We start from the raw sequence: 26,033 nt of genomic DNA on the forward strand, positions 1-26,033 counted from the left end.
GCGGCTTTGCAGCGCGGTTGATCTGGCTCCCCGGTTCAGATCATCCCCGCCTTGCCGGAGGCCGCCGCCTGTGGTTTCACCATGCCGAGCGGCATGAAGGAGAGAGATGTTGGATCAGCTGATAACCGCCGCGGCCGTCGCGGTCCCCGCCGTGCCCACTGCGGCTCCTCCTCCCGCGGTCACCGTGCCCGTTTCCGGCACGCAGTCGATCAGCCCCGCCGACGTCGCGGCCTATATCGATCCGCGTGACGTCGCCTCTTTCCTGCCTCCGCCGCCGCCGACCACCGAGCTGGTCGCGGTCAGCGAGGGCTTTTTTCGCCTGCTCGAAAACGTTACGATGGTCGCGCTGTTCGTCGTCGGCCTTTTCCTGCTCGCGCGGCTGCTCCACGCCTGGATGCTGCACCGTTCGATCCGCCGCGCGCTCGACGCAAAATCGGATGCGGTCAGCCCGCTGATCGACAAGCTCAACAAACCCTATGAGCATCTCGGCGGCCAGAGCCCCGATACGCCCGGCGACGATCGCAACGCGCTGGTGCTGCTGGCGATGGGCCTCGCGATGGCCGGCTTCGGCCTGATCCAGGGGCATGAGCAACTGATCCGCACGTCGGCTGGGGCCGCACTCTTTCCCGTCTTTGTCGGCATCGCACTCCTCGTCCGCCGCCGCCTCGCGCGTGCCGCGGCTGCCGAGGAACGCCCCGCTGCGTGATGAGGCAAGCGCCGATGAGGATTGGGCTCTCAGCCAACGTGTCGCAGGGGGCGACCGCGCCGCTTTCCAGCTCCTCGTGCTGCGGCACGAAGGGCGATTGCGCGCCTTTCTGTCCCGCGCCGCCGGCTGCGACGCCGACGATCTGGCGCAGGAAACCTTCGTCCGCGCGTGGCAGCGCGCGGGCGAATATCGGGGGCAGGGGAGTTATGCGGCCTGGGTCATGGGGATCGGCTGGCGGCTGTTCCTCGACCAGCGGCGCACCGCGCGGCGGCGCGAGGGGCTGGCGGCGGGTGAGGAGGTGACGACCGCGACCGATCCGCGCCCCGCAAGCGACGCCGCGATCGACGCCGACCGGCTGCTCGCTGCGCTCGCACCGCAGGAACGCGCCGCGCTCACCTTATGCTTCGGCCATGGCTGGTCGCACGGCGAGGCGGCCGCGATCATGGGGGTGCCGCTCGGCACGCTCAAATCGCTCGTCTTGCGCGCGCGCGCCAAGGCGCAGAAGATGATCGGCGAAGGAGCGGATCGATGATGGCGCCCGACGATCGGAACATGGACGCGACGCTCGCCGCGTTGTTGGCGCCACCCGAAGGACCGGGCGATCGCGGATTTGCGGCGGGCGTCGAGCGCGCGATCGCCGCGCAGGCGGCCTATGCGCGGGCCCGGCGGCGTTTCTGGCGCAGCTTCGCGTTCGAAGCGCTTGCCGTCGCTGCGCTGCTTGCCGCGCTGTGGCTCCTGTCATCGACGCCGCTGCTCGCACCGCTGGCGGGAACGGCGCATTGGGGGCTGGCACCGCCGTTGCTGCTCATCCTGCTGCTTTGGTTCGGAACGCAGCGCTGGCGCCAGACCTGACTGGCGCCAGCCCCCCCCGATCAGGCGTCTTCCTCGCTGTCTTCGCCTTCCGACGCGGCGGGCGCGCTCGGGCGCGGCTTGCGGCCGCGCGTCGTCGCGGCAATCGCGGGCGGCGTCGCCGGCTCTGCCGCGGTGGCGCCCTTGACCAGCGCGTCGAGCGAACCGCCGTCGAAGCCGAGTTCCTTCATCAGGCTGTCGATCACCGGCGCCTGCGCGCGATAGGCGAGCGCGGCCGATACCGCGTTGCTCGCGAGGTTGCCATTGTCGCCGTTCGCTCCCCCCGCAGCAGTGGGGCCGCCGCTCTGGTTGATTCCATCGACCTGGATGATCTTGATCGAATCGATCGCCTCCATCGGCTTCGCGGCCTCGCGCACGACCTCGGGCAGAACCTTGAGCAGCGCCATCTTGGTTTGCAACGAAATTTGGTCCGACGAGAGGAGGTTCGCGGCTTCGTTGATCGCGCGCTGGCCGGCAGCCTCGACCTCGAAGCGGATGCGCGCAGCTTCGGCGCGCAGCTTTTCGGCCTCGGCCTCCCCCTCGGCTTCGAGCCGGAGGGCGGCAGCGCGGTTCGCCGCGGCCTCCTTTTCGGCTTCGGCCTCGACTTTTACCGAGATGGCCTGCCGCTCGGCTTCCTTGGCGGCCTCGATCAGTTCGATGCGCTTCGAACGCTCCGCGACCTCGGTTTCGCGTGCGGTCGCGACCTGCTCCTCGGCGGCGACGGCGATCGCGCGCGCGGCGTCGGCTTCGCCGCGCGCCTGGCTTTCTTCGCGGCTCTTGTTCTGGATCAGGATCTGCTGTTCCTGCCGCGCGAGTTCGATCGCCTGTTCCTGCGCGATGCGCGCTTCCTCGATCGCGCGATCGGCCTCGATCTGCTTGGCGTCGACCAGCTGCTTGGCCTGGATACGTGCGCCTTCGGCTTCCTGATTGCGCTGTGCCTGCTCGCGGGCAATCTCCGCCGCTTGCCCGGCGCGGCGCATCTCGACTTCGCGTTCCTGTTCCAGCCGCGCGAATTCATTGTCGCGCGAAATCTCGAAGCTGCGCTTGTCGGCCTCGAGATTCTTGGTCTCGATCTGGACGCGCGTGTCCTGCTCGATGTCGTTGCGCGCCTTCTTGCGCAGCTCGATCTGCTCGGTCAGCTTGGTCAGCCCCTCGGCGTCGAAGGCGTTGTTGGCGTTGAAATGCTCGATCGACGTCTGATCGAGCCCGGTGAGCGACACCGATTCGAGTTCGAGCCCGTTCATCGACAAATCGTTCGAACTGACCTGCTGCACCTTCTGCACGAAGTCGGCGCGCTGTTCGTGCAGCTGGTTCATCGTCATGCCCGCCGCGACCGAGCGCAGCGCGTCGACGAACTTGCCCTCGACAAGATCTTTTAGCGCCTCGGGGTTCATCGTGCGCAGTCCGAGCGTCTGTGCGGCCATCCCGATCGCGCCCGCATCGGGGCGGACGCGGACGTAGAATTCCGCCTTTACGTCGATGCGCAGGCGATCGAGCGTGATCAGCGCGTCGACATTCTTGCGTTCGACCGCGAGCCGGACGGTGTTCATGTTCACCGGCATCGTTTCGTGCAGCACCGGCAGGACCAGCGCGCCGCCGTTCATGATGACGCGTTCACCGCGAAACCCCGTGCGGACGAAGGCAATTTCCTTGGTCGCGCGATGATAAAGCCGCGTGACAATCAATCCCAATATCAGGAGCGCGGCAAGCCCGATGCCGGCGTAAATCGCAATTTCAATCATGAACCCACCCGTTGCTGTCGATTCGCGCTTCCGTGATTGGAAGCCCCGCCACGGATATTAGGGTCAGTCGAGGCGCGGTAAATAAAAATCGCCTCGTGTGAAGGCTTTGAAGATCTCACCTTCACGTTTTACGAGCAGCACGCTCTCTCCGGTCTGGAAAACCTGGTCGGCGCTGTCGGGTTCGACCATGATCTGGTGTGGCTGGCCGTGCGGGTCGGTGACGCACGCGCGGGCGGGATGGCCGACGCGCGCTGTGCCAATGCTGATCTCGGCATAGAGACCGACGAGGTCGTCGCGTTCGATTGCGGTGGTTTCGAGGCCGGGGAGAATGTGCGCGACAAGGCGCGCCGCGCCGCCGGCAACGGGAAGCGCGGCGACGGCGGTGACCGGAACCATCAGCAGATTGCTGCCGGGGCCGCCGGTCAGCGCGGTCATCAAATGCTGCAGCCCAAGTCCCAGCGCCCCGAACAACGCAAGAAAGAGTACCAGCCACATCAGGAAAGGCACGCGGCCGATGCCGGCCCAGGCGAGCAGCGTGTCGGCGACGCCGATGTCGCCATCGGTATCGCCGTGCAGGTCGGCGTCGATATCGCCCGCGAGCCCGATCGCCTGCACGGCGCCGATCAGCAGCATCAGCAACAGCGCGGAGCTGAAGACGATATTTTCGGGCGCGAGGAACTGGTCGAGCATCAGCGCCTATGTGACCGCGCGGACGCGGCTTGGCAAGCGATGCCGCGGATCGGCGCTATGCCGCGTCTTCGCCCTCAAGCCCCTGATATTTGAGCTGCAGATAGCGTTCGCGCGTCGCGAGCTTGTCGAGCTCGCCCGCCGCGAGGTTGCGCGCGGCATTGCCGATTTCGCTTTCGAGCATCTTCAATCCGCCGACGAGCGTCTCGTCGGGGGTCCGGCCGGCGTGCGCTTCGGTGCGCAGCCCTGCGGGGATGCGCTGATAGCCCGCCACCAGCTCGGGAAGATCCTCGCCGACGAGCTTGCGGATATTCGCCGCCGCCGGGCTCGACGCGTCGAGCGTCTGGAGCTGCGGCGCGAGCAGGTCGAGCTGGACGCCGATGCCGTCGACAAGTTGGCGCGCCGGTGCCGGCAGCGCCGGGCGCTGCGCCTCGAGCCATATTTCGGTGCGGCCGGCAAGCTGCTTCAGATCGGTCTTCGGCAGGTCGGCCTGACGCGGCTCGGGGAAGGGCGAGCGGCCGAAGAGCACCGCGACGCCGATCAGGAGGATGAACAAGGCGAGCAGCCCGGTGAAACCGAGCGGCTGGATCAGCGCGCCGAAGACCGCGGCGCCGATCAGCACGATACCGCCCGCGATCAGCATCCGGCCCAGCTTCTTGTAAAGATGCTGGCGGCGCAGCGCGACGCTCTTGGTGCCGATCGGCCGCCGCCGCTCGCGCGATCGTTCGATCGCCGATGCGGCCGAGAGGCGGATCTTGTCGACTTCGCTCATGCTCATCGCGCGCCTTAGCCTTCGAGCGATGCGAGCGGGCTGTCGGCACCACCGACGCTCGCCTGCGCCTGCGCGGCGCCTTCGGCGCGCGCGATATAACCTTTCGACTTCGCGACTTCGCCCTCAAGCGCGTTGACCGTTGTCTTCATGCTGTCGAGCGCCTTCAGCTTGAAGGTGTCGATGGCGTCCATCGTGTCATAGATATTCTGGAACGCGCGCTGGAGCGTTTCCATCGGGATCGTGCTCGACGCCGCCTGTTCGTGGATGCGCGCGGTGTTGTCCTTCAACATCTTCGACGTGCCGTCGATGATGTTCGCGGTGGTGGTGTTGAGCGCGGTGATCTGCTCGAGCACCAGTTTCTGGTTGGTCATTGCTTGCGCGACGGTGATCGCAGTCTTGAGCGCGCCGACCGTGGTGGTCGAGGCGCGGTCGACCCCCTTCACCAGCTCGACATTATTCTTCTTGACGAGGTCGAGCGCGAGATAGCCCTGCACCGTCACCGCCATCTGGGTCAGCAGATCCTGCGTGCGCTGACGGGCATAGAAGAGCGCATTCTCGCGTAGCACCTTGGCCTTAGCCGGATCGACGCCGTCGAGTTCGTTCGCCTTGGCTTCGAGTTTTTCGTCGAGCGTCTGGGCGATATGAACCATCTGTTCGAGCTTGCCCATCGATTCCCACATCTTGCGACGCTCGACGTCGATCGCCGCATTGTCCATCAGCAGCTCGTCCTTGCCGTTGGAGAGCGCGGTCAGGATGCCGCCGATATGCGTCTGCGCGCTGCGGTACTGCGCGAAATAATTGTTGATCTTGCCGCCGAAGATCTTGTCGAGAAAGCCGCGCTTCGAGATAAGCTTGCCGTTCGCCGACGGGTCGAGCCGCTCGACGGTGGTGCGCAGCTCGATCAGATTCTGGCCGATGTCGGTATCGCGGTCCATCGCGCGGATCGGGCGATCCAGGAAGCGGTTCGAATGGCTCGCCGCCTCCAGCATTTCCTTGCGACCCATGTTGGTGATCTGGTCGACCTTTTGCCCGAAAGCGGGCGAATTGACGTCCTGCGCGACAAGGTCGTCGATGAAGCCGTCGACGCGTTCGCCAAGCTTTGACTTTTGTTCGGTCGACAGCGGCACGAGGCCGGCGGCCTTTTCGGGCGAAACCGACTGTACGGGGTCGGGCGGGGTCAGCTTCAGCTCGTCGGTTGCTGTCGCAGTCACTTCGCTCATTCGTCTTCCTTCCAGCCCCTTGCCGATTGCCAATATGGCATGCGGTCCTGTGTTATTCAAGCACTACACCTCTTCCGCCCTGAGCGCCGGTGCGATCCAGGCGGAGAGGATCAGTTGCGCCATATGATAGACGAGGATCGGAACGAGCACCATGCCGGCGATGGCGGGCGGGAAAAGCGTCGCTGCGAGCGGCGCGCCGACCGCGATGCTCTTTTGCGCGCCCGAGAAGAGCAAAGTGATGCGGTCGGGGCGGGTGAGCCCCAGCATCCCGCCAAGCGCCCAGGCGCCGCCGAAGGACAGCGCGAGCAGGACCGCAACCGCGCCGAGTAGGACGACGATTTCGCGCGCGTCGAGCAGGCTCCAGATACCCGCGACCACCGCCGCCGAAAAGGCGACATAGACCGCGATCGCGATCGCGGTGCGGTCCATGAGGGTCGCAAGGCCGCGGTGCGAAAGCACCCACGGCCGCAGCCAGCGCTGGGCAAGCTGCCCGGCTACGAACGGCACGAGCAGGATCGAGACGATGCGCAGCACGGCCTCCCCGTGGATCTCGCCTTCGGCGCCCGCGAGCAGCGCAAACAGTAAGGGCGAGAGGGCGACCCCGCTGAGGTTGAGCAGTGCCGCCGCAACGACGCTCGCCGCGACATTGCCGCCCGCGAGGCTCGACGCGGCGGTCGCCGACTGGACCGTCGACGGCAATATGCCGAGGAACAGGAAACCGAGCGCCAGCGTCGCGGGAAGCAGCGGCGCGATCGCCGCTTGCGCCGCGAGCCCGAGCAGCGCCATGCCGCCGAAACAGAAAGCGAATGCGCTTCCCTGCAGCTTCCAGTTGCGGATGCCGTGGAGCACTTCGTCGCGGGGCAGGCGCACGCCGTTGAGGAAAAAGAGGAAGATGATCGCCGCGGTCGACAGGCCCTGCGCGATCGGCACCGTGCTCCCGCGCACCGGGAGCAGGCTGGCGAGCAGGATCGTCGCGAACAGGACGGGGACGAAGCGGTCGGGGAAGATGCGGGACAGCATTGGTGCGAGCGATGGCGGGATGCGGCGGGGTTGGCAAGCCGGCAAGAGGCGATAGAGAGACGCGATGGCCCATATCTTGATCCTTGCCGCTTTGCCCGAAGAAGCCGACGCGCTGTTTCCCCGCACCGGCGAACGCGTCGGGGGGCTGTTTGCCGGGCGGCGGCTGGTCGTTGGCAACCATAGCCTCTCCATCGTCACCACCGGCCTCGGCAAGGTCAACGCCGCGCTATGCGCCGGCGCGCTCGCCGGCGATGCCGACATACTTCTGATGACCGGCACCTGCGGTTCGCTCGGCGCGGCGCCGGGTGCCTATTGGATCGCCGAGGCGCTGCAGCACGATTATGGCGCCAACCAGCCGGGCCTCTTTCGCCGTTACCGCGCCGGCGAATGGCCGATCGGCGAGGCGGGCGACGCGCATTTTTCGGCGATGGCCGATCCGGGGCTTGGGCTGCCGCACGCGCGGATCGCGAGCGGCGACAGCTTCGTCGCCTGCCCCGATGCGGCCGCCGATCTTGCCGCGCTCGGCGCGACGCTCGTCGACATGGAGGTGGGCGCAGTCGCGCAGGCCGCGGCGCGGTTTGCGCTACCGTGGGCCGCGATCAAGGCGGTCACCGACGAAGCGAACGACGACAGCGCCGGGGACTTCCACGCCAATCTCGTTCGCGCCGCGTGCGCTGCGGCGCGCGAGGTCGAGCGGCTGATTGCGATGATCTGAGGCGTTCCGCCCGGGTCCCGCCTGTGATAGTCTGGCGCATAACGACCGAGGGAGAGACTCGCCATGCGGTACCGGTCTTCACTAGCCACGCTTGCCGCCTGTGCGGCTTTCGCCGCGTCGATTGCGTTTGCGGCTGGCAGCGGCGGGAGCGGCAGCAGCGCCCCGCCTAGCCAAAGCGCCTACGACCCGACGATCGATTATCAGAAGGGCGCCGACGCCTTCGCCTCCGGCAAATATGACGAGGCGGCAAAAGCGTTCAAAAAGGTCGTGTCGGCGGTGCCGAAGAACCCGCAGGCCAATTATCTCCTCGGCGCGAGCTATATGGCGCAGGGCGACTTTTCGCGCGCGGTGAAGCCGCTCGAGGCCGCGGTGCGCTATGACGAGAAGATGGTCGACGCGCGCCGTGACCTTGGCATTGCGCAGGCGAAGCTCGGCAAGGCGGACAAGGCGGACGAACAGCTTGGTGCGCTGAAGGCGATGCAGGAGGGATGCGCCGGGACTTGCGCCGATTCGGCAAAGCTCGCCGACGCGGTCGCCAAGCTGGAGGCGGCGGTTGCCGCCGGTCCGCAGGCCCGAAGTGCGGTCGAGCCCGAGGTGCGGCTGGCCTCGGCCGCGACGCTCGATGCCACCTATGTCGCCGCGGTGGGCCTGATCAACGAGCATCGCTACGAAGCCGCGATCGCGAAGCTCGACGCGGCCTTGTGGGCGGCGGGGCCGCATCCCGACGTGCTCACCTATCTCGGCTTTGCGAACCGCAAGCTGAAACGTTACGACGCGGCGGAAAGCTACTATCGCGAGGCGCTTGCCATCGCGCCGGCGCATCGCGGCGCGCTCGAATATTATGGCGAACTCAAGCTTGAACGCGGCGATGTTGCGGGGGCGAAGGCGCATCTTGCGAGGCTCGAGGCGATCTGCGGTTTCGGCTGTCACGAGGTCGACGAGCTCAGGCGTTGGATCGCGGCGGGGCGTTCATCGGCAAGCTGATCGCGATCGCGGCGCTGCTTTTCGCGACCGCGGCGCCGCGCGGCGATGCGCCGCCGGCGTTCGAGCAGTTGCGCTGGACGGCGTCCGGCGCCGCGCGGACGCTATTGTCGGAACAGCCCGCGACCTGCCTCGCCGCGAACAATGATATGGTCCGGAGCGGCCGTGCGCTGTTCGGGACGCCGACCCTGCTCGGCGGGCAGGCCGCCAAGGCTGGCCTCAGTTGCGCGAGCTGCCACATCAACGGGCGCGACAATCCGCATTTCCTGCTCGCGGGGGTTTCGGCGGCGCCGGGAACGGCGGATGTGACCAACAGTTTCTTCAGCGCGGCGCGCGGGAACGGCCTTTTCGATCCGGTGCTCATTCCCGACCTGGCCAGGCCGGGCAAGGTCGCCCGTGATCCCGAGGCGCGAGCGCTCGAGGCCTTCATTCGCAATCTGATCGTCGAGGAATTCGGCGGGCAGGAGCCGACGCCCGCGATGCTCGCCGCGCTCGCCGCCTATGTTCGCGCGGTCCGGTCCTGTCCGGGCGAGCCGAAGGTCGCGCGGCGGCTGGGCGACCAACTCGCGGCGATTGCCGATGGCGCCGCAGGGGCGCAGCTGATGATCGGCCGTGGCGATCGGCAAGGCGCGCGGCTGTCGATCGCGGCGATGCGTCATCAGCTGGGATTGGTCGCCGAGCGTTATGCGGGGCCGGGCTTCGCGCGCGACCGGGCGGCGCTGCTCGCGGGATCGCGTCAATTGCAGGCCATCGGCGATATCGCCGACGTCGGGCAGATGCGGCTCGCCATCGACCGCTGGACGCTCGGTTTCGAAACCGGGCTGGCGCAGAGGTTGCGCCGTGCCGAGGCGCGGTCGCTTTATGATCCGACGCATCTCGACCGCGCGCTGCGCTAGTTCGGGCGCGATCGGCAATCATGTTGCGCCGCAGCACCCATTCTGTTAGGGGCGCGGCGTTTCGCGGCGCTTTGGGCGCTGCCCCCTTCCATCAAGGCCCGTTTCCGCATGTCTCTGCGCAATATCGCCATTATCGCCCACGTCGATCATGGAAAAACCACCCTCGTCGACCAGCTGTTCCGCCAGTCGGGCACCTTTCGCGACAACCAGCGTGTCGAGGAAAGGGCGATGGATTCCAATGACTTGGAGAAAGAGCGCGGGATCACCATCCTCGCGAAATGCACCAGCGTCGAGTGGGGCGAAGGCGCCGATACGACGCGGATCAACATCGTCGACACGCCGGGTCACGCCGACTTCGGCGGCGAGGTCGAGCGGATCCTGAGCATGGTCGACGGCGTCATCCTGCTCGTCGACGCGGCCGAAGGGCCGATGCCGCAGACCAAATTCGTCACCGGCAAGGCGCTCGCGCTCGGCCTGAAACCCATCGTCGTCGTCAACAAGATCGACCGCAGCGACGCGCGCGCCGCCGAAGTGCTCGACGAGGTGTTCGAGCTGTTCCTGACGCTCGAGGCGAATGACGAACAGCTCGACTTCCCGATCCTCTATGCCTCGGGTCGCGGCGGCTATGCCTCGCCCGACCCCGAAGCGCGCGAGGGCACGCTCGAGCCGCTGTTCCAGACGATCGTCAGCCATGTGCCGACGCCGGGCCTCGACGAAGATGCGCCCTTCACCTTCCTCGCGACGCTGCTCGACCGCGATAACTTCATCGGCCGCATCCTGACCGGCCGCGTCCAGTCGGGATCGGTCAAGGTCAACCAGCCGATCCACGCGCTCGACATGGACGGCAAGGTGATCGAGACCGGCCGCGCGTCGAAGCTGCTCGCCTTCCGCGGGCTCGACCGCGTTCCCGTCGACGAAGCGCGCGCGGGCGACATCGTCGCGATCGCGGGCCTGGCGCAGGCGACCGTCGCGAACACCATCGCCGACACCAGCGTCAGCGAACCGATCGCCGCGCAGCCGATCGACCCGCCGACGCTGTCGATGCGCTTTGCCGTCAATGATTCGCCGATGGCGGGGCGCGAGGGCAGCAAGGTCACGAGCCGCATGATCCGCGACCGCCTGTACCGCGAAGCCGAAACCAATGTCGCGATCCGCATCACCGAAAGCGCCGACAAGGACAGCTTTGAAGTCGCGGGCCGCGGCGAGCTTCAGCTTGGCGTGCTCATCGAAACGATGCGCCGCGAAGGCTTCGAACTCGGCATCAGCCGCCCGCGCGTGCTGTACCAGACCGACGAAAGCGGCCAGCGCACCGAACCCTATGAAACCGTCGTCATCGACGTCGACGACGAGCATAGCGGCACGGTCGTCGAGAAGATGCAGATCCGCAAAGCCGACCTGACCGACATGCGCCCCTCGGGCGGCGGCAAGACGCGCATCACCTTCAGCGGCCCGAGCCGCGGCCTGATCGGCTATCACGGGGAATTCCTGTCCGACACGCGCGGCACCGGGATCATGAACCGATTGTTCGAGAAATACGGCCCGTACAAGGGTCAGATCGAGGGCCGCAAGAATGGCGTCCTGATCTCGAACGGCAATGGCGAAGCGGTTGCCTACGCCCTGGGCCCGCTCGAAGAGCGCGGTATCCTGTTCGTCTCGCCCGGCGAGGCGCTGTACGAGGGCATGATCATCGGCGAAAATGCCAAGCCCGACGACCTTGAGGTCAACCCGATGAAGTCGAAGCAGCTCACGAACTTCCGTTCGACGGGCAAGGACGACGCGATCCGCCTCACCCCGCCGCGCCGCATGACGCTGGAACAGGCGATCGCCTATATCGACGATGACGAGATGGTCGAGGTGACCCCGAAGAATATCCGCATCCGCAAGGCGCTGCTCGACCCGCACGAGCGCAAGAAGGCGAGCCGCAAGAAGGAAGCGGCGTAACAGGTCAAGCCCTCCCCTTCAGGGGAGGGCAGCGAGACTTGGCAACTTGCTGCCTAGTCGCAGCGGGTGGGGCCTATCGGCCTCGCGCAAGGCCGATAAGCCCCACCCCAACCCCTCCCCTGAAGGGGAGGGGCTTTATTTGAGAGGACATGCGTTGGCCCGCCTGATCCTGTTCAACAAGCCGTATGGCGTGCTGTCGCAATTCACCGACCGCGGCAGCGAAACTGCGCGCGCGACGCTGTCCGACTATATCGACGTGCCCGGCGTCTATCCCGCCGGGCGGCTGGACCGCGACAGCGAGGGCCTGTTGATCCTGACCGACGACGGCGCGCTGCAGGCGCGGATTTCGTCGCCGAAGCACAAGACGCCCAAAACCTATCTCGCGCAGGTCGAGGGCGAGCCCGATGACGCCGCGCTGGCGGCGCTCGCCCGCGGCGTCACGCTGAACGACGGCCCGACGCGCCCCGCGACCGTCCGCCGCATCGACGCGCCGACGCTGTGGGACCGCGACCCGCCGGTGCGATACCGCAAGAGCGTGCCCGACTCATGGCTCGAACTGACGATCACCGAAGGCCGCAACCGCCAGGTGCGGCGGATGACGGCGGCGGTGGGGTTTCCGACGCTGCGGCTCGTGCGGTGGCGGATCGGGGGGTGGGAGATTGGGGATTTGGCGGTGGGGGCGTGGCGCGAGGTTGGTTGAAATGGGCGGCCGACTATGAAGTCTCAGAACGGCGGTTCGGTTGTTCCTCACGACTGAGGGCGGCGCTTATGCTACGGAAATAGTGTCGAAAAAACTCACCGCACTTTAACTTCGCCATGTCCGGCTTTAACCTTGGTTCGTTAAAGAACGCCGAATCGTCTAGCCCGAGCATTCGTTGGATATGTCTTCAATCACGGCTTCGTCACTGTCAGAGAGGCCGAGAGTTGTTGCGTATATGCGCTGAGCGGCCGCGGGATAGCCCGGAGTTAGCAATTCCATGTTCAGCGGGTGAAATGCGAACCCAAGGAACACAATGACTTCTGCTTCGCCTACGGCCTCATGAATACCTCCACGCAGAGGTTCTTTGCTGCCGCCGGATTTTCGTTATGGTGCTTCCATGATTGAAGGGGCAGAGCGTAGAGCGTGGTCAGACGCGGAGAACGACATTATCGTCGCCGACTACTTCGCTATGCTAGCACAAGAAATCGCCGGAGGCACACCAGTCAAGGCGCATCATAACCGGGCGCTTGTGGAGCGCATTGGGCGTCCACGTGGCTCTATCGAGCGTAAGCACATGAACATTAGCGCAGTGCTTGAACGTCTCGGCCAACGTCGCATCAATGGCTACGCTCCTCTTGCAAACTTTCAGAGCAGCTTGATTGCTGCCATCGAGCGATACCTGACTTTAAACGCAGGTGCAGTTTCATTGGCGGAAGGGAAGGTCGAAGAGGCGCGTCCGGCGTTGTGGATTGGTCCTCCGCCATCGATTGGATTGGAGGACGTTAAGACGACCCCGGCGCTTGAAAGACTGGTCCGCAAGTTTGATCCCGCCGAACGTGACGCGCGTAATCAGAACTTGGGTCGAAGCGGTGAGGAGCTTGTGTTTCACCACGAGCGCGAGCGGCTGATCGCGGAAGGCCGCGATGATTTGGCGCGGAAAGTCGAATGGACGTCTCGGGAACGAGGTGACGGTGCTGGGTATGACATCGCATCATATGCTGCTGATGGTTCGGCTCGCTTAATTGAGGTTAAAACCACCAACGGTTCAGCCAAAACTCCATTCTATATGAGCGAGAACGAACGAATGTTTAGCGAAGAGCGTCCAGACGCATTTAGGCTGATGAGACTCTACGAATTCGCAACCAAGCCAAGCGGTTTTGAGCTGCGGCCGCCACTGGAGACTTTCCTAGCCCTTCAGCCAACGAACTACCGCGCAGTTATGCTGTCGATTTGATGCGGGACTGCATCCGCAATGGATCGAGTTCGAGCTATTTGGCAAATTGTCGTTCTATGATCGGCGCCTAGATTCGAAACATCGCAGGTTTGGATCATGTCGTGGACTGTGTTTGAGTATCTCTATCGAGACGCCGACAACCATAAGGCATTCGGCAGGGTCGCCTTTGACGGCTCAGTCCCGCCAAAGTCATGGGATCTTGCACTTCAAAAGCTTGATGACGGCACGCACTTCATAGCTGAGCAGGTCGGGCTTCCGCCTCTTTGTGGCCAATTATATCGCTGGAGCGGCGGCAGGCACATCGACGCTGATCATTGCTGGCATGAGTTCGTCTCGGTTTCCGTCGTTGAGGAAGGCGACTTGCCTCTGGCGGCGTTGAAGCTGGGCGAGACAAGTGCGTTCGTCGATCTTCTCTCGTCGATAGAGGAGTGGGACATCTGGTCATCTCCCAACGTTGAATGCGGGATGCCGAAATGTATCGGATGAAGATTTGCATTTTTGAAAAGGGGGCACGCCGCATTCTATCGACCGTTCGATTTTCTTCCGGGTCGATCGAAGATGGGCTTAATATCCAATCTGAGCATTGGAATCGGCATTTTGTCCTGAGCGACAGGCGCGTGTCGAAATTATATATACAAGAAAACGCCACTCGCTGGTGGCGAGTGGGCACAATCTACTCCTGAAATATGTGATTTGGACATATAGGGAACAAATCCCTTTCCTACATTATCCCTCCACGTCATATCCTGTCCGATTCGCTTTGGCAGACAGGAGGGCCAACATGCAGAACCGCACACCGATTGCAGCGGAGGCTCGGGCGCCGCTTCCCGAGTTTACGCCGGTACCGCGCAAATACCGGCACGACGGGTGGACGCCCGAGCGGCAGCGGGCCTTTATCGCGGCGCTCGCCGATACGGGGTCGGTCAGCCGCGCCGCCGCGATGGTCAATATGGCGCAGACGAATTGCTATACGCTGCGGCGCGCGCCGGGGGCGGAGAGCTTTCGGCGGGCGTGGGAGGCGGCGCTCGATTTCGGGATCGCGCGGCTGAAGGATGTCGCGTTCGAACGCGCGATCGACGGCTATCTGGAGCCCGTCTTTGTCGCGGGCAAGCTGATGGGGTTCCGGCGGCGGCACAATGACGCGCTGCTGATGTTCTGCCTGCGCCATTACGGGCAGGACGCGGGGGGCAGGCGCACGACGATCAACTATTTCTCGACGCGCGCCAGTGCAGGGGCGGGCGCCGCGGTTGCGGGGAGCGGTGAGGGCGGCGCGGCTGCGGAGGCGTCGACGACGACGGTGCGGACGGTGATCCACGGCGACGGTTCGGGAGCGCCGGGCGCGGCGGGAACGCAGGATGCGGCGGCGGGGCTGATCGAGGGGTTCGAAGGGGTGGCGCTCGACGAACAGGCGAAGGCCGAGATCGACGCGGCGTTGCTCGCGCTCGCCGAGCGGCAGCGCGCGCTGATCGCCGCCGCCGACACGGGCGGGCCCGACGCGATCGACGCGCAGCTCGACGATCCGGGGATCGGGCTGGTGACGGTGCATGGCAAGGGGGTTCCCTTTCGCGGGCCGCTGCAGGCCTTTGAGGGGCCGGCCGATGCCGAGCCGGCGCGGCGTTTCGCGGGCGAGGCCGACTGGGTGGAGGCGGGGGGCGATATTCCCGAGGGTTACCGCGACTGGATCGAGGCGGCCGAGGCGCGCGGCGAGCGGACGTCCGCGGTGCCGCTGACTGCGGCGGCGCAGGACGGCGTGGCGACGGTGAGGAAGCGGCCTTCGTGGCGGCAGGCGCGCAAGGCGAAGGCGGCGGGGGGCGAGACGGGTTGATCCTCCCCACGGCTTTGCCGCGGGGAGGACCGGGCGCGCGTCAGAACTTCAGGCGCGCGCCGACATAGAAGATGCGGCCATTGTCATAGATGGCGCGCGGGCGGTCGCGGGTGCCCGAATATTGCTCGATCTTCTCGTTCGTCAGGTTCACCGCGTCGGCGGTGAGCGCGATATTGTCGGTGACATTGACGCTGACCGAGGCGTCGAGCGACGCGAGCGACGCCTGGTTGAGCGGCGCCGCGCGGTCGATGTCGATGAAGAATTTCGAGCGGTAATTGTACGAGAGGCGCGCGCTGACGAGGTCGTTCTCATAATAGCCCGTGAGGTTCAGCGAATGTTTCGAATTGCCGGGGATGGGGTCGCCATTGTTCGCCTTGGCGTCCGAGTAGGTATAGTTGACCACCGCGCCGAAGCCGCCCCAGATCGGGCGCGACACCTGAAATTCAAAGCCCTGGTTGCGCCCGCCGTCGCCGTTGCTGCGGCGGTTGATCTGATAGGGGCAGTCGAAGAGGTTGGGATTGGTTCCGGGCGCCGCGACGCAGCCCGCGGGCTCGGACCCCGGCACGAAGACGCTCGGCAGGATTTCGGTCGAGGTCGTGTTGACGATATACGACTGGATATCCTTGTAGAAGGCGGCGAGCGCGACGATCGTCTCGCGGTCGGGATAGAATTCGATCGAGAGATCATATTGGTTGGCGCGATAGGGATCGAGGTTCGGATCGCCGCCGCGCCCCGTCAGCAAGGTGCCGTTGAGGTCGACGCCGGGGGTGATGTCGACGAAGTCGGGGCGCGTCACCGTCTTGCCCGCGGCGAAGCGCAGCACGACCTGGTCGGAGAGGTCGACCGACAGGTTCGCGCTCGGCAATATGTCGGTGTAGGAGCGCTTCGCGCGCGACGGGGTGAAGCCGCCGAACGGGTTGGTGAATTCGGGGTTCGCGCCGCCGATGATGAAGCCGTCGGAGGTCTGCTTCGTCTCGATCACGCGCACGCCGACATTGCCGCGCCAGCCCTCGCCGCCGAATTTGGCGAGGCCGTAGCCGCCCCACGCCTTTTCGTTGATCGAATAGGCGTTGCCGGGGACGAGGAAGCGGTCGTTGCTCGGCGAGGTCGATGCGCCATAGATGGCGCGCAGCTTGGCGGGATCGACGCGCCAGTAATCCGTGAGCGTGCCCGGCGATGCGATATTGCCCAGGAAATCGCCGGGCATCCCGCCGCCGGTCGCGAAATCGGCCGAGGTGCAGGGGGCGCCGTCGCAGGTGAGGCCGGGCGTGAAGACGCCGCCGTTGGTCGCGAAGCGTTCGGCGACGCGGTCGTGATCGGTATATTTCAGCCCGAATTTGAGCGCGGTGAGCGGCCCCCATTCGACCTGTTTTTCGAGGTCGAGATAGACATATTTCTCTTCGTCATCGTTGGTGACCGACTGGATGCGCCCGAAATCGGGGCGGATCCCGGCGGGATTGAGTGGATCGGGGTTCGCAAAGCTCACCTCGGGCCGGCCGCTGGTGAGGTCGTAGCTGAACGCGCCGGGGCCGGCGAATTCGATGAAATTCTCGTTGCTCGTGTCGCCGTTCGCCTTGGTCCAGCCGGCCTTGAAATGGACCGAGAGGCTGTCGGTGGGGCGGTAGGTGAGGTCGAAATCGGCCGAGACCGTCTTGGCGACCGCCTGCCGGTCGATCGCGTCATAGACGACGCCGAAGCCCGTCGTGCCGCCGTTCGCCGAGGCGATGTCGCCCGAGACCGCGACGCCGTCGCGCACCACCGCATTGCTGATCGTGCCGCCGCCGCCGAGCGCCTGTTCGCCCCACGCGATATAATTCTGGTTGAAATTGTCGGCGTTGAAGCGCGAGTAAAGCCCGGTGATGTTGATCTCGAGCGCGTCCGACGGGCGGAACTGGATGCCGACATTGGCGCCGTAACGTTCGCGGTCCTGCTCGAACAAGGTCGAGCCGATCAAGGTCGGGACGAGCGCGTCGCCGCCGCCGACGGGGAAGGAGCGGTAGCCGAAGATTTCGAGCCCGTCGCGGCGCGTGCGGCGCTTCTGGTAGATGGCGCCGACGAGGAGGCCGAAGGTCTCGTCGTCATTCTTCCAGCTGACGAGCCCCGACACCTGCGGATCGACCTTGCCCGACAGGTCCGAATAGGCCGCCTGCACCGAGGCCGAGAGGGTGAGCGGGTCGAGATCGAGCGGATTGCGCGTGATGACGTTGATCGTGCCGCCGACCCCGCCTTCCTCGACGTCGGCCTGCGGGCTCTTGTAGACTTCGAGGCGGCCGATGATCTCGGCGGGCAGGGTGAGGTAGTTGAAGCTGCGCGTCGAGGCGACCTGGTCGAGGATGAACCAGTCGGCGGTCGCGACGCTGTGGCCGTTGAGGAGGGTCTTGGTGAGGTTCGGCGCGGTGCCGCGCAGCGAGACGCGCTCGCCCTCGCCGAACTCGCGGTTGACGACGATGCCGGGGACGCGCTGGAGCGCCTCGGCGACATTCTTGTCGGGGAATTTGCCGACATCCTCGGCGGTGACGACGTCGGCGATCACCGACAGGTCGCGCTTCGCGTCGATCGCCTCGCGCAGCGAGCCGCGGATGCCGGTGACGACGATTTCGCTTTCGGCGGCGGCGTCGGCGGCGGGCGCGGCGGTCTGGGCCTGCGCGGCCGAAGCGGCGAAAAGCAGCGTACCAATGCTCACCGAGGCAAGCCAATATCTTGCATTGGTCATATCTAAATCCCTCCTTTTGGATGCCAATCGATTATATTTGTTGATTTGCAGGGGAATTTATACAGACCAATTTATCCGTCAACCTCATTTCATCGCGGTTTCGCACCCGTTCACTGGCATGTGAGCGGTAAAATGGTATTTTATTGGTATTATTAGAAATCTAACCAAAACCGGCTGTCCGCCCGCCCGGCTCGCGGGACGAAGGGGTCAGAAATCGGGGAGCGACTGGTGCGCGAAGCCCCAGCCCTTGAGGTCGGCGCCGGCCGCGCGTTCGAGCAGTTCGCTGGCGTCCTTGATCGTCCATTGCCCCGCCGTTCGGGCGTCGGCGAGCGCGTCCCAGCCGATCGGGACCGCGACGGGGGCGTTTTCGCGCGCGCGGACAGAGTAAGGCATCACCGCCGTGCTGCCGCGCTGGTTGCGCAGATAATCGATGAAGATCTTGCCCTTGCGTTTCGCCTTGCTCATCGTCGCGACATAGCGGTCGGGCTCGGCGAGGCTCAGCGCCTCGGCGAAGCGTTTGGAGAAATCCTTGTGCGCGTCCCAGCTGTGTCCCGGAGCGAGCGGGACGACGACATGCACCCCCTTGCCGCCCGAGAGCATCGCGAAGCTGACGAGCCCGATGTCGGCAAGCTGGCGGCGGATATCGAGGGCGGCTTTCTTGACGTCGGCGAAGTCGAGCCCCTCGTCGGGGTCGAGGTCGAAGACCATGCGGTCGGGTTTTTCGAGCGTTTCGACATGGCTGCCCCAGCCGTGGAATTCGATCGTTCCCATCTGGACGCAGGCGAGGATGCCGCCCGAGTCCTCGACATACAGATAATCCTCATGGCCGCCGTCCTTCTCCCTGATCGGGACGTGGTGGACATGGTCGCCGAACGAACCCGAATCATGTTTCTGGAAAAAGCATTTCTTGCCGCGCCCCTGCGGACAACGGACGAGGCTGATCGGGCGCCGCGCCATGTGCGGGAGCATCAGCGGGGCGATGGCCTCATAATAGTCGGCTAGGTCGCCCTTGGTCGCCTTGGCTTCGGGGAAGATGACGCGCTCGCGGCTGCTGATCTTGACGTCGCTGGCCGGTTCGGGGGCGGGTTGCTTGACTTCCGGTGCCACGTCCTTTGCCTCCTTGTCTTGGCGCAGGCCGAGAAAGCTCGCGTGGCGCACCGATCCGCTGGCGGTGAATTCGGCGAAGGCGATTTCGGCGACGAGATCGGGCTTCAGCCAATGGACCTTGCGCGCGGAGGCGGCATCGACGTCGAGCGGTGCCGTCTTGCGTTCGAGCCGCGCGAACCGCTTCGCGAGATCGGCCATCGTGTCGGCGTCGAAGCCGGTGCCGACATTGCCCTTATAGACGAGTTCGCCCTTCTCGCGCTGCGCGAGGAGGAGCGAGGCAAAGGGGCGGCCCTTCGCCGATGACGGGTTCCAGCCGACGAGGATGAATTCCTGCCGCCGGGTGCATTTGACCTTCAGCCAATTCTTCGAGCGGCGACCTGAATAGGAGGCGTCGACGCGTTTCGAGATGATGCCTTCCTGCCCCGCGCCGCACATCGCGGCATAGAGCGTCTCGCCCGCCCCGATGACATGGTCGGCGACCGCGATCGGGGGCGCCGCGTCGCGGAGCAAGGCTTCGAGGCGCTCCTTGCGTTCGAGATTGCCGAGCTTCGCCAGCGATTTTCCGTCCAGTTCGATAAGGTCGAAGGCGAAGAAGTGGAGGTCCGTCGCCTCGTCCTGCGCGCCGTGGCCGCGCTTGAGCACGGCCTGGAGCGAAGAGAAGTCTGGATTGCCGTGCTTGCCATAAGCGACGATCTCGCCGTCGATCAGGCAGGGCGGAAGCGCCAGTGCGGCGACGTGGCGGACGAGCGGGGCGAATTTGTCGGTCCAGTCGAGGCCATTGCGGGTGTAGACGCGCACGTCGCTGCCCGCCGCGGCGATCTGGGCGCGGTAGCCGTCGTACTTGATCTCGTGGAACCAGCCGTTGCCCGACGGGACGGCGTCGACGAGCGTCGCGAGCTGGAGCGGGCGGAATGCGGGTGGCTTGCCCTTCGGCCTTGCTTTCGCAACCTTGCGATTATGTTCGGCGGCATCGGCCATCTTCTTCGAGAAGGCCGCGCCCTTGGCGCCCTTCAGCGATTGTTCGCCGCCCGCGTCGCCCGCGATTTCGGCCATCGTGCGGCCGGTGAGCACGCTCGTCAGCTGCCGCCCGACAAGGTCGTCGGTGCCGCCGGCATAGGCATCGTCGACTTTCCGCAGCAGCCAGTTTTCGCGTTTCTCGCCGGGGCGCGGCTTCATGCGGACGAGCAGCCATTCCCCCTTCATCCGCTCGCCGTCGAGGATGAAGTGGAGATGGCCTTCGTCGATGTCCTTCGCGCTCTTGCCCTCGATCGGCGCCCATGTGCCCTTGTCCCACAGCATCACGCTGCCGCCGCCATATTCGCCCTTGGGGATCACGCCCTCGAAATCGGCATAGCTCATCGGATGGTCTTCGGTGCGCACCGCGAGGCGTTTGTCGGCGGGGTCGGCGCTCGGCCCCTTGGTTACCGCCCAGCTTTTGAGCACGCCGTCCGCTTCGAGCCGGAAGTCGTAATGGAGCCGCGTCGCATCGTGCTTCTGGACGATGAAGCGGTTGCCTCCCTTGTCTTTTTTGGCGCCTTTTTCGACCTTGCCCGCGGGCTCGGGGGTCAGCTTGAAATCGCGCTTGGCGTTATACTGGGCGAGGGGGTCAGTTCGGGCCATCCTGCTTCTCCACGGGCCCGCTCTCGACCTCGGGCAGGCGGCGCTCGACGACGCGGAGCAGGACGAGCAGAACGAGCGCGAGGCCCGCCGCGATGATCACGACGGCGAAATAGCCCGCGCCGCTGGCGATACCGATGGCGGCGGTCAGCCAGATATGCGCCGCGGTGGTGAGGTTGCGCACCTCGCCGCCTTTGACGATGATGAGGCCCGCCGCGATGATGCCGATCGCCGCCGCCATGCCCTCGATGACGCGGAGCGGGTCGATCGACGATTCGGCGCCGCCGAGCTGGTGGAACAGTGCAATCGAAACGACGGTCATCAAGGACGAGCTGAGCGCGACGAGGCCATGCGTGCGCAGCCCCGCGTCATAGCCCTTGAGCTCGCGGTCGAGCCCGAGGAGGAGGCCGACGAGGGTCGCGATACCGAGCCGCAGCAGCACCTCGGTATCGATCGTTTCCCACCAGAGGGCGTCGTTGAGTTCCATCAGGCGCGCTTGCGTTGGGCGGTCTTTTTGGCCGGCGTCTTTTTCGTCGCGCTTGCCTTCGTTCCGGTGGTCGCGGCCTTCTTCTTGCCCTCGACCGATGCTTTCAAGGCCGCCATCAGGTCGATGACGTTCGAGCCGCCGCCGACCGGACCAGGTTCCTCGACATCCTCGAGTACGCGCTTGCCCTTGGTTTTCGCTTTCTTCGCGATCACGCGTTTCAAGGCGTCGACATAATGATTGTGATAGTCGCTCGCGTCGAACGCGCCGCTTTTCTTGTCGATCAGCGTTTCGGCAAGGTCGAGCAGGTCGGCGTCGGGTTTCGAATTGCCCACGTCGCGGAAATAATTCGCCGCCTTGTTCACCTCGTCGGCGTAGCGCAGCACTTCGAGGACGAGGCCCTTGCCGCAGGGGCGCAGGGCCACGAGCTGTTCCTGCCCGCGCAGCGACAATTGGCCGAGCCCGACCTTCTTCGTGCGCTTCAGCGCCTCGCGCAGGACGATATAGGCTTCCTCGGCCAGCTCGTCGGCGGGCACGACATAATAGGGCTTGGTGTAATAGAGGACGTCGATCGCGTCGGTGTCGACGAACTGGACCAGTTCCAATGTGCGCTTGCTTTCGAGCTTGACCGCTTCGATCTCTTCCTCGTCGAGCAGGACATAATTGCCCTTCGACAGCTCGAAGCCCTTGACGATGTCGTCATGGTCGATCGCGCCGATGCCCGGAACGACCTTCTCATATTTGACCGGCTTGCCGCTTGGTTCGTGAATCTGGCGGAAGGTCACGGCGGCGCCCGATTTGGTTGCCGAATAGATTTCGACCGGGATCGACACCAGCGCGAGCCGGATCTGCCCCTTCCAATATGCGCGCGCGGCCATCGGTTTTTCCCTTCGCTGTTCCGACTCCAAATGATCGGGATGGCGAGCGGTTCCGTCCGGTTAGAGCATATGATCCTCCCTGCGGAGCAGCCGTGGGGAGGGGGAGCAGCGACGTCGCGCTATAGCCCCTCTGTCAGCGCTGCGCGCTGCCACCCTCCCCATGGCTGCGCCACGGGGAGGATCGCGAGCATCAGAATTCGATCGAAGCCGATGCCTTGAACGTGCGCGGTCCGCCCTGGAGCAGCCGCGAGCCGAAGGCGCTGAACGCATTATAGGCCGTGGCCCAATAGCGCTTGTCGGCGACATTATCGACATTGAAGCGCAGCGTGAGCGGTGTGTCGCCGACCAGCGCGACATAGCGCGCGCCGAGGTCGAAGCGCGTCCAGCTGTCCAGTTCGAGCGTGTTGGCGGCGTCGACCGCCTGCTTGCCGGTGTAGACGACGCGGCCGACCAGCGTCAGCGCGGGCAGGAAGGGCAGATCCCATTCGAGGTTCGCGTTCGCGAGCACGTCGGGCACGCCGACGGCGTCATTGCCTTCGTTCACGCCGCCTTCGGTGCGGCGCAGCTTGGCGTCGTTGAAGGTCAGGCCCGAAATGATGCGGAGACCATCGACCGGCTCGCCGTCGAGCGTGATCTCGACGCCGCGGTTCCGCTGGGTGCCGTAATTGCCATAGACGAGCGTGAGCGGATCGACGAAGCTGTTGGGCTTGTCGATCTGGAACAGGGCGAGACCGGCGTTGAAGCGGTCGAAGTTCAGCTTGCCGCCGACTTCATATTGCGTCGACTTGACCGGCGGCAGCACCGCGCCGCGATTGACGACGGGGATATCGTTGCCGTTGCCGTCATCGATCGTCAACGGCGCGGTGGAGCCTGCCACCAGACCTTCGATGCGGTTGCCATAGAGCGACAGGCCGGACGCCGGCTTGATGACGAGGCCGAGAACCGGGGTCGCCGCCGATTCCTTGTAGCCGCCGGTGCGCGCGCCGTCGGTATAGGAATAAGAGGTCGTCTTGATCTCCTGCAGGCGCAGGCCGCCGGTGATCAGGATGCGGTCGCCCCACAGCCCGAGCGTGTCCGAGAAAAAGACGCTCGACACGCGGTTGCGGCCGATCGGGAACACATTGTCGAGGTCGCCGCCGACGAAGCCGCCCGGCGCCGGCGCGGGCACGACGATGGGGTCGTAGAGGTTGGCGGGATAGGCGGCCCCGAAGTCATAGGCGTTGCGATTGACCTGCCAGCTCACCGCGGCGCCGGCGTTGATCTCGTGGCTCATGCCGCCGCCTTCCAGCTTGATGCGGATGCCGGCGGTGGCCGATTCATTATTGTCTTCGCGCGGGACGTAGGAGCCGCTGCCCGTCGCGGCGCCGGTGACGGGATCGTTGACGGTTATGCCAGCAGTCGTCTGGTCCTCGCGGCCGTCGCGCGCGCCGACCCTGGCGTAGAGCATGGCCGCTTCGGACACATCATACTCAAGGCTGAAGGTGCCGAAATAATCCTTGGTCAGGATCTGGCTCCACGGCTGCGAATAATTGGTGTCGGCTTCGGGCACGCGCGGGATAACCCCGCCGATGCCGACCTGGCCGCGCCAGTATTTCTGGTTCAGGCGCTGGTAGTTGAGGTTGAGCGCGACTCGCAGCGGGCCATCGTTGTAATCTAGCGTGGCGCCGAGGACGTAACTCGAATGGAACTCGTCATCGATCGCGATGTCGCCGCGGCGGGCCGATCCGTTGATGCGAAGACCCCATTCGTCATTGGCGCCGAAACGGCGTGCCACATCGACCGCGCCCGAGATATGCGAAGCGGAGGTATAGCCCAGCGTCGCGCGGATCATGTCGCGCTCGGCCTTTTTGGGGAGGATGTTGACGCTGCCGCCGATGCCGCTGCCCCCGGGCGCCGCGCCGTTCAGGAAGGCGCTCGCGCCATTGATGACCTGAACCGAGGACACGAGTTCGGGCGCGACAATCTGGCGCGGGGTGATGCCGTAGAGGCCGTCGAAGCCGACGTCGTCCGACGACAGGTCGAAGCCGCGAATGACGAAGACTTCACCGGCGATGCCGAAGCCTAGCGCGGTGCGAACGGTCGGGTCATTTTCCAGCACTTCGCCCAGCGAATCGGGCTGCTGGTTGAGGATCAGCGCCTCGTTATAGCTGCGGATATTGAACGGGACATCCTCGGCCGCCTTGGTGCCGAAGATGCCGACATTGCCGCCCGCGATCACTTCGGTCTGGTTGCCCCGCTGCGCGGTGACGAGGATGTCCTCGCTCGCGGTCGCTTCCTGCGCCATCGCAGGCGTAGCGGCGGCGAGCACGGCGGACGCGGCGGATAGGCCGAGCGCGGTGCGGATGGTCGATCTGGTCATGTTATTCCCCTTTATGCGCGGCCCACCCCGCGCGAAAAAATCAGGTGCGGCGGGCGCGCATCGCCCAGCCGACGGCTAAAACAGGTATGGCGAGCGCGGCCCATGACGCGGCATCGCGCAGGCCGTCGCCGGTCAGCGCGACGACGAGCCCGGCGATGCTGACGAGCGCGAGCAGCAGCGGCACGGCGAAGATCGCGCGGAGGCCGTTCCGCCGCTTCATTCGGCGGGCGCCAGTTCGCCGCCGCTCTCGACCTCGCGCACCAGCGCGTCGGTGCCGCTGCGGCGCTTGCCGAGCCAGAGATAGAGGCCCGAGCCGAGGACGATCATCGTGAAGAGGGTGAGGATCGCCCAAAGCAGCTTGAGCGGCAGCGCGCCATAGTCGCCGAAGTGCAAAGGCTGCGACAGCGCGAGCGCCTTCACATACCAGGGCATCGGGCGCGCGTCGGTGAACTCGCCCGTCTCGGCATCGATCAGCGCCGAGGTCAGCAGCCGCTCGGTGAGCGGGGTGTCGCCCTGGAAGAAGACCGCATAATGATGCTTGCTGCTGAACGCGCCGCCGGGGAAGGCGATGAACTGCGGATTGTTGCCGGGAATTTCGCGGCGCGCCGCCGCCATCGCCTTGTCGATAGAGCCGTAATCCGCGGGCGCCACCGCGCCCTTGCCGGCATAGGCGCGCGTCATCTCGGCGAGCTCGGTCATCTGCCAATATTGGAAGATCGGGGTCGCGAGCGCGTTGATCACCCCCGTCGCGCCGACGACGGTCATCCACGCGAGCGCGACGATGCCGAGCAGGTTGTGATAGTCGAGCCATTTGACGCGGCGGCTGCGCGAGGTGCGCAGCGTGCCGAAGTCGAGCTTTTTCATGAAGGGCGCGTAGAGCACGACGCCCGAGACGATCGCGACCACGAAAAGCAGCCCCATCAGCCCGAGGAAGAGCATGCCGGGCAGGCCGAGGAACATGTCGGTGTGGAGCTGGAGCAGAAAGTGCATCACGCCGCTTTCATCGACGGTCGCGGTCGCCTGTCCGGTCGAGCGGTCGAGGATCTGGATCGTCATATCCTCGGCGGGGGAGTCGGGCTGCGGCGCGGTGGTGACCGTCATCGACGGCTGTTCATTATCGAACGCCATGAAGACGGGCACCTCGCCGGGACGCGCCGCGAGCGCCTTCGCGAGCATCGCGTCGAGCGGTACGAGGCCCGGCGCCTCGCCCGACGATCCGACCCCGGGCATGCCATAGGCCGGCGCTTCCTCGGTCAGCTCGTCGATTTCATGGTGGAAGATCAGCGGCAGGCCGGTGACGCACAGCATCAGCAGGAACGCCGTACAGACGATGCTCGTCCATTTATGGATCAGGAACCATGTGCGGATGGTCGCGCGTTGCATCGGGGAAAGCTGCCGCTATTGCGAGGAATAATCAATAGCGCCCTATGGCGTGCGCGCCGGATTGACAACCCGATTCGGGGGGCGGACCCCATCATTCGGGCCAGCTACTCCATCGGTCGGGCCACGCGGCCGGCTGGGCGACGGTGCGCGCGGCGGAAGTGGTTCGCGCCGCCGCGACCCGAAGCGCCACGATGATGAAATGCC

23 protein-coding genes are annotated in these 26,033 nt (G+C 65.4%); 11 read left to right on the forward strand and 12 right to left on the reverse strand.

Annotation, left to right across the window (positions count from 1 at the left end; genetic code table 11):
* The first annotated feature begins 106 nt into the window (after positions 1–106).
* Genes HDC29_RS01505 through HDC29_RS01515 form a run of 3 tightly spaced genes read left to right on the forward strand, consistent with a single transcriptional unit; the run spans position 107 to position 1,558 of the window.
* Positions 107–706 (forward strand): hypothetical protein, encoded by a 600-nt coding sequence (locus tag HDC29_RS01505; protein ID WP_179493697.1) that lies wholly within the window; start codon positions 107–109, stop codon positions 704–706.
* The gene (locus tag HDC29_RS01510) at positions 672–1,238 is read left to right on the forward strand and encodes an RNA polymerase sigma factor (RefSeq protein WP_373562742.1); all 567 of its coding nucleotides are present in this window, start codon (positions 672–674) and stop codon (positions 1,236–1,238) included. The genes HDC29_RS01505 and HDC29_RS01510 overlap by 35 nt, the downstream gene beginning before the upstream one ends.
* Complete coding sequence (locus HDC29_RS01515) at positions 1,235–1,558, forward strand: hypothetical protein (RefSeq protein WP_179493700.1); 324 nt, start codon at positions 1,235–1,237, stop codon at positions 1,556–1,558. Before HDC29_RS01510 ends, HDC29_RS01515 begins: the two co-directional genes overlap by 4 nt.
* 20 nt (positions 1,559–1,578) lie before the next feature.
* Here HDC29_RS01515 and HDC29_RS01520 read toward each other — a convergent pair whose 3' ends face one another.
* The 5 genes from HDC29_RS01520 to HDC29_RS01540 all read right to left on the reverse strand — a co-directional run bounded on the left by HDC29_RS01520 (position 1,579) and on the right by HDC29_RS01540 (position 6,996).
* The gene (locus HDC29_RS01520; protein WP_179493701.1) at positions 1,579–3,297 is read right to left on the reverse strand and encodes a flotillin family protein; all 1,719 of its coding nucleotides are present in this window, start codon (positions 3,295–3,297) and stop codon (positions 1,579–1,581) included.
* A gap of 63 nt (positions 3,298–3,360) precedes the next feature.
* Positions 3,361–3,987, reverse strand: a complete 627-nt coding sequence (locus HDC29_RS01525; protein ID WP_179493703.1) for a YqiJ family protein — start codon at positions 3,985–3,987, stop codon at positions 3,361–3,363.
* Positions 3,988–4,042: 55 nt separating this feature from the next.
* Positions 4,043–4,756: a hypothetical protein gene (locus HDC29_RS01530; RefSeq protein ID WP_257017997.1), complete on the reverse strand. Its 714-nt coding sequence runs from the start codon at positions 4,754–4,756 to the stop codon at positions 4,043–4,045.
* A gap of 14 nt (positions 4,757–4,770) precedes the next feature.
* Positions 4,771–5,976, reverse strand: a complete 1,206-nt coding sequence (locus HDC29_RS01535) for a toxic anion resistance protein (protein WP_179493708.1) — start codon at positions 5,974–5,976, stop codon at positions 4,771–4,773.
* 63 nt (positions 5,977–6,039) lie between these two features.
* On the reverse strand, positions 6,040–6,996 hold the full coding sequence (locus HDC29_RS01540) for a bile acid:sodium symporter family protein (protein WP_179493710.1): 957 nt from the start codon (positions 6,994–6,996) through the stop codon (positions 6,040–6,042).
* A 64-nt stretch (positions 6,997–7,060) separates the two neighbouring features.
* Between HDC29_RS01540 and HDC29_RS01545 the strand changes: the two genes are divergently transcribed.
* From HDC29_RS01545 to HDC29_RS01580, 8 genes are all read left to right on the forward strand, one after another.
* Positions 7,061–7,711, forward strand: a complete 651-nt coding sequence (locus tag HDC29_RS01545; protein ID WP_179493712.1) for a purine phosphorylase — start codon at positions 7,061–7,063, stop codon at positions 7,709–7,711.
* A 63-nt stretch (positions 7,712–7,774) separates the two neighbouring features.
* Positions 7,775–8,695 (forward strand): lipopolysaccharide assembly protein LapB, encoded by a 921-nt coding sequence (locus HDC29_RS01550; RefSeq protein ID WP_179493714.1) that lies wholly within the window; start codon positions 7,775–7,777, stop codon positions 8,693–8,695.
* Positions 8,662–9,588, forward strand: coding sequence for a hypothetical protein (locus HDC29_RS01555; RefSeq protein ID WP_179493715.1), 927 nt, complete (start codon positions 8,662–8,664; stop codon positions 9,586–9,588). Before HDC29_RS01550 ends, HDC29_RS01555 begins: the two co-directional genes overlap by 34 nt.
* 108 nt (positions 9,589–9,696) lie before the next feature.
* Positions 9,697–11,529: a translational GTPase TypA gene (typA, locus tag HDC29_RS01560; protein WP_179493716.1), complete on the forward strand. Its 1,833-nt coding sequence runs from the start codon at positions 9,697–9,699 to the stop codon at positions 11,527–11,529.
* A 154-nt stretch (positions 11,530–11,683) separates the two neighbouring features.
* Entirely contained in the window at positions 11,684–12,229 is a 546-nt protein-coding gene (locus tag HDC29_RS01565; RefSeq protein WP_179493717.1) for a pseudouridine synthase, read from the forward strand.
* A 364-nt stretch (positions 12,230–12,593) separates the two neighbouring features.
* On the forward strand, positions 12,594–13,463 hold the full coding sequence (locus tag HDC29_RS01570) for a DUF3883 domain-containing protein (protein WP_257017998.1): 870 nt from the start codon (positions 12,594–12,596) through the stop codon (positions 13,461–13,463).
* Positions 13,464–13,559: 96 nt separating this feature from the next.
* Positions 13,560–13,949 (forward strand): hypothetical protein, encoded by a 390-nt coding sequence (locus HDC29_RS01575; protein ID WP_179493718.1) that lies wholly within the window; start codon positions 13,560–13,562, stop codon positions 13,947–13,949.
* A gap of 295 nt (positions 13,950–14,244) precedes the next feature.
* The gene (locus tag HDC29_RS01580) at positions 14,245–15,288 is read left to right on the forward strand and encodes a hypothetical protein (protein ID WP_179493719.1); all 1,044 of its coding nucleotides are present in this window, start codon (positions 14,245–14,247) and stop codon (positions 15,286–15,288) included.
* Between the two features lie 40 nt (positions 15,289–15,328).
* Here HDC29_RS01580 and HDC29_RS01585 read toward each other — a convergent pair whose 3' ends face one another.
* From HDC29_RS01585 to HDC29_RS01615, 7 genes are all read right to left on the reverse strand, one after another.
* Positions 15,329–18,001 carry a TonB-dependent receptor gene (locus HDC29_RS01585; RefSeq protein ID WP_179493720.1) on the reverse strand — a complete coding sequence of 891 codons (2,673 nt, stop codon included), beginning with the start codon at positions 17,999–18,001 and terminating at the stop codon, positions 15,329–15,331.
* A gap of 207 nt (positions 18,002–18,208) precedes the next feature.
* Complete coding sequence (gene ligD / locus HDC29_RS01590; protein ID WP_179493722.1) at positions 18,209–20,728, reverse strand: DNA ligase D; 2,520 nt, start codon at positions 20,726–20,728, stop codon at positions 18,209–18,211.
* Positions 20,715–21,212, reverse strand: coding sequence for an MgtC/SapB family protein (locus tag HDC29_RS01595; protein ID WP_179493724.1), 498 nt, complete (start codon positions 21,210–21,212; stop codon positions 20,715–20,717). The genes ligD and HDC29_RS01595 overlap by 14 nt, the downstream gene beginning before the upstream one ends.
* Positions 21,212–22,087 carry a Ku protein gene (locus HDC29_RS01600; protein ID WP_179493726.1) on the reverse strand — a complete coding sequence of 292 codons (876 nt, stop codon included), beginning with the start codon at positions 22,085–22,087 and terminating at the stop codon, positions 21,212–21,214. The genes HDC29_RS01595 and HDC29_RS01600 overlap by 1 nt, the downstream gene beginning before the upstream one ends.
* Positions 22,088–22,277: 190 nt before the next feature.
* Complete coding sequence (locus tag HDC29_RS01605) at positions 22,278–24,446, reverse strand: TonB-dependent siderophore receptor (RefSeq protein WP_179493728.1); 2,169 nt, start codon at positions 24,444–24,446, stop codon at positions 22,278–22,280.
* 40 nt (positions 24,447–24,486) lie between these two features.
* Positions 24,487–24,666, reverse strand: a complete 180-nt coding sequence (locus tag HDC29_RS01610) for a hypothetical protein (RefSeq protein WP_179493730.1) — start codon at positions 24,664–24,666, stop codon at positions 24,487–24,489.
* Positions 24,663–25,829 carry a PepSY domain-containing protein gene (locus tag HDC29_RS01615; RefSeq protein WP_179493732.1) on the reverse strand — a complete coding sequence of 389 codons (1,167 nt, stop codon included), beginning with the start codon at positions 25,827–25,829 and terminating at the stop codon, positions 24,663–24,665. The genes HDC29_RS01610 and HDC29_RS01615 overlap by 4 nt, the downstream gene beginning before the upstream one ends.
* Positions 25,830–26,033 lie beyond the last annotated feature (204 nt).

This window comes from Sphingopyxis sp. JAI108 (assembly GCF_013410105.1).
In the GTDB taxonomy this organism is placed as follows: domain Bacteria; phylum Pseudomonadota; class Alphaproteobacteria; order Sphingomonadales; family Sphingomonadaceae; genus Sphingopyxis; species Sphingopyxis chilensis.